Consider the following 3,498-nt stretch of genomic DNA (forward strand, 5'->3'; position numbering starts at 1 on the left):
TTGAGATTTGAGATTTGAGATTGACTGCACAGACTCATCTGGGAGCTCGCTCTGTGGCCTAAAATTGTGGGATCGACTCTCATGAATTGACGTGGCACTATATCCGGTGCTCGGCGGGGTCAAGTCTGAGTGCTGCTGGAACTGTCGCGCTCGGCGGTGCGGCGAACAAAAACCCGACACCAGCCAAAAATGATTAGCGGATTGTGCAGCAAAAGTAACTGTTTGTACAATATTGTGCAAAGATATGTAGCAAAGGGGTTCTAAACTTTTTTAGCCCCTATCTGGCAATCGACCCTCCCCCTAGGGGTGCGGTAATCTCTACAGAACGATCGGAGAATTTTAACGAATTTAATGTTTTGTTTCTGAATGTAAAGAGTTATGATGATAACAAGCCAGAAATAAGCGGGGATAATTTGAGATTGCTTCGCCGTCCGCCCTACACCACAACGGTATCCCGAAAGAGTGTTGAGATGGATAGGCGGTAACGGTAGCCCAAAAAGGAATACAAGCCTCCGGCTTAAGTCGTGGAGAGATAAAAATTTTAGAGGAAAGTTAAATCTCCCTGATTCATCTGTGGAGTCAATCTAAAATCTAAAATCTAAAATCTAAAATCGACTGACGGTCGCCCCATCCCCTGCTCAATCCCGCAGGCGACGGATTGCGGGACAGCGCCTGAACCAAACAACCTGTTACTACTGTGTAGTGAAGTGGGGCTGGTCATGATCCTCACTATAAAATGCCTGAGAGGGAAAGCTTGCAAGTACCTCAAAGGAAGTCCAATGTCCTGTTTGAAGAATGTTGGAAGCCTATAACCCGACCCCTGGCGGTTGGTATCGGCGATGTCACAAAATCAAAGACGGCTGTCGAATTGGTAAATTTAGTCACCATCGACGGAGCTGCCCTATACTCGATTGCTATTTAAGAAGGTGCGCGCAGGCGCAGCACCATAAAGAACTCTTATGAGTTCCTGCAGCCGAGCAGAAATCCGCATCCGAGTTGGGCAACTTAGAAGGCTAAGACTCGTTATTAGGAGCATTAATGAATTTATTGTTTGAAGGCTTAGGTCTTTCGGAAGAACTCGTTCTCCATCTGGAAACACTAGGCTTTACAGAACCTACTCCCATCCAAGTACAAGCAATTCCGCACCTGTTAGCAGGTCGCGACGTTGTGGGTCAAGCCCAAACAGGGACAGGCAAAACGGCAGCATTCTCGTTGCCCATCTTGGAGCGGATTGATTTAGATGTAACTGCGGTGCAAGCACTGGTGCTGACGCCGACTCGCGAATTGGCGATGCAAGTAACTGAAGCCATCCGCGATTTGAGCGGCATCAGCAACGACGGCCCGGTAAAAGTGGGTCGCTCTCTGCAAGTTCTGACGGTGTACGGCGGTCAATCGATCGATCGTCAAATGCAGCGTTTGAAGCGCGGCGTTCACGTCGTTGTCGGTACACCCGGACGCATATTGGATATGCTCAGCCGCGGCAGCCTGAAACTAGACAAGGTAAAGTGGCTGGTTTTGGATGAAGCTGACGAAATGCTGAGCATGGGCTTTATCCAAGATGTGGAAAAAATCTTGGATGCTGCACCACAAGAACGTCAAACGGCATTTTTCTCGGCGACGATGGAACCTTCCATTCGGAAATTGGTGGCGCGGCATTTGCGCAACCCAGTCAACGTCACCGTAGAACAGCCAAAAGCAACGCCGAAGCGCATCAGCCAAGGCGTGTACATGGTTCCCCGCGGCTGGTCGAAGGCAAGAGCCCTACAGCCAATCCTAGAAATGGAAGACCCGGAATCTGCACTGATTTTTGTGCGGACTCGGCAGTCGGCGGCAGAACTGACCAGCCAACTGCAAGCAGCAGGTCACAGCGTTGACGAGTATCACGGTAATTTGAATCAGGCACAGCGGGAACGTTTGTTGCATCGGTTCCGCCAATGTCAGGTGCGCTGGGTAGTGGCGACTGATATTGCGGCGCGGGGTTTGGACGTGGATCACTTGACTCACGTGATTAACTACGATTTACCCGACAGTGTGGAAAGCTACGTTCACCGGATCGGACGCACGGGCCGGGCTGGTCGCGAAGGAACGGCGATTACGCTGATTCAACCGGTCGATCGCCGCAAACTGCGCTTGATTGAACGCCACGTGCGATCGAGTTTGACGGTGCGAAACATTCCGACACGGGCGCAAATTGAAGCACGTCAGTTGGAAAAGATGCAGGGTAAAGTTCGCGAAGCTTTGGCGGGCGAACGGATGGCATCTTTCTTGCCTCTAGTATCTCAGTTATCCGAGGAGTACGACTCCCACGCGATCGCCGCTGCTGCTTTGCAAATGGCTTTCGACCAAAGCCGTCCTGCTTGGATGGGCGCGGATTACGCTCAACAAGAAGATCCCCCGATTGGTGGAGAAAACATCGTCAAGCCAATCTTGATCAAGAAACGGGCTAAGACTCCTGCGCCGACTACTTCTGTGGCATCGAGCGTTTCTTCTCCCGTTCCTCAGAACAGCTAATTGCTAGGGTGCGCAGTGCGCACCTTATTTTGTAACTTGTAGGGTGCGCAGTGCGCACCTTATTTTTTAATTTGTTTCGTATTAGCATTTACCTGATGCTGAATACTGATAAAGTGGCACTGAACGTGCAGGTTTTATTGTTGTTTTGAGTAACTTTTCAATTTGTCAAACTGTCTTTAGTTTGAAAAGCATATTGCCACAGAATGTACAAACCTATGCGGGAACTTTATCTATTACAACGATTTTACCTCGGTATCTAACAGTATGAATGATTTCCCGAGCCTCAGAAATACCTGGAAATCCTTGAATACTGCATTTCATTCTAATTGCTTCCTAGTTGTGGGAGTTATCCATTGGGGCTGTTTTGGCACATAAACAGCGATCGTAATAATCAGTAGGGTTAGACACCAGTACAGACAATATGCAAGGGACGAATATCTTGAGAAAACCGCCGAAGAAACAGCAAGCCACGCGCTGATGCTGAGAATAGTTTTCTAACAGTTGACTTCTAAATAATGCTTGAATTAATTGATATAATACTTTAATGCTCTCCACAAGCATCTCTTGCTATGCGTAGAAAGTTAAGCGAAGGTTATCCGCAGTGGATTGAGAGCGTATTCGCTCCTTTACTGCCTCTAAATTAGTCGGATAAAACTTGAGATATGGCACGATTCTGAATCCGGCTTTTAGGGGCGGGCTAGAATAGTTCACCACACAAGAAAATTAATCTGTTGTGGAACAGGCCCGAAAGCCTGTTAAGCGAGAATGGTGCAATATCTCAAATTAAACTCACTTACGAAAAACACAGATTGCAAGCACTATGATTGTACTATTTTATAATTGGCGATCGCACATTAGGAAAAAGCCCTCCAGTAAACTCACCGAAGAGCTAAAAAACCTCATAAATAAGCAGGGTAAGCTCATCTAATTTGGTATAAGATGAACTTGACAAAGTTAACAAAATAAGCATAAGAGACTGTGTAGACA

The 3,498-nt window shown here is 47.6% G+C and carries 1 protein-coding gene; it reads left to right on the forward strand.

Features of this window, described 5'->3' with window-relative positions; all coding sequences use genetic code 11:
* Nucleotides 1-1,038 precede the first annotated feature (1,038 nt).
* On the forward strand, nt 1,039-2,511 hold the full coding sequence (locus tag QUA99_RS28675) for a DEAD/DEAH box helicase (protein WP_333243612.1): 1,473 nt from the start codon (nt 1,039-1,041) through the stop codon (nt 2,509-2,511).
* The last annotated feature ends 987 nt before the right edge of the window (nt 2,512-3,498 follow it).

This window comes from Microcoleus sp. F10-B2 (assembly GCF_036704965.1).
Taxonomy (GTDB): Bacteria; Cyanobacteriota; Cyanobacteriia; order Cyanobacteriales; family Microcoleaceae; genus Microcoleus.

Excerpts from the sequence above, each read along its gene's own strand:
- QUA99_RS28675 (WP_333243612.1), top strand. The coding sequence starts at position 1,039 with ATGAATTTATTGTTTGAAGGCTTAGGTCTTTCGGAAGAACTCGTTCTC.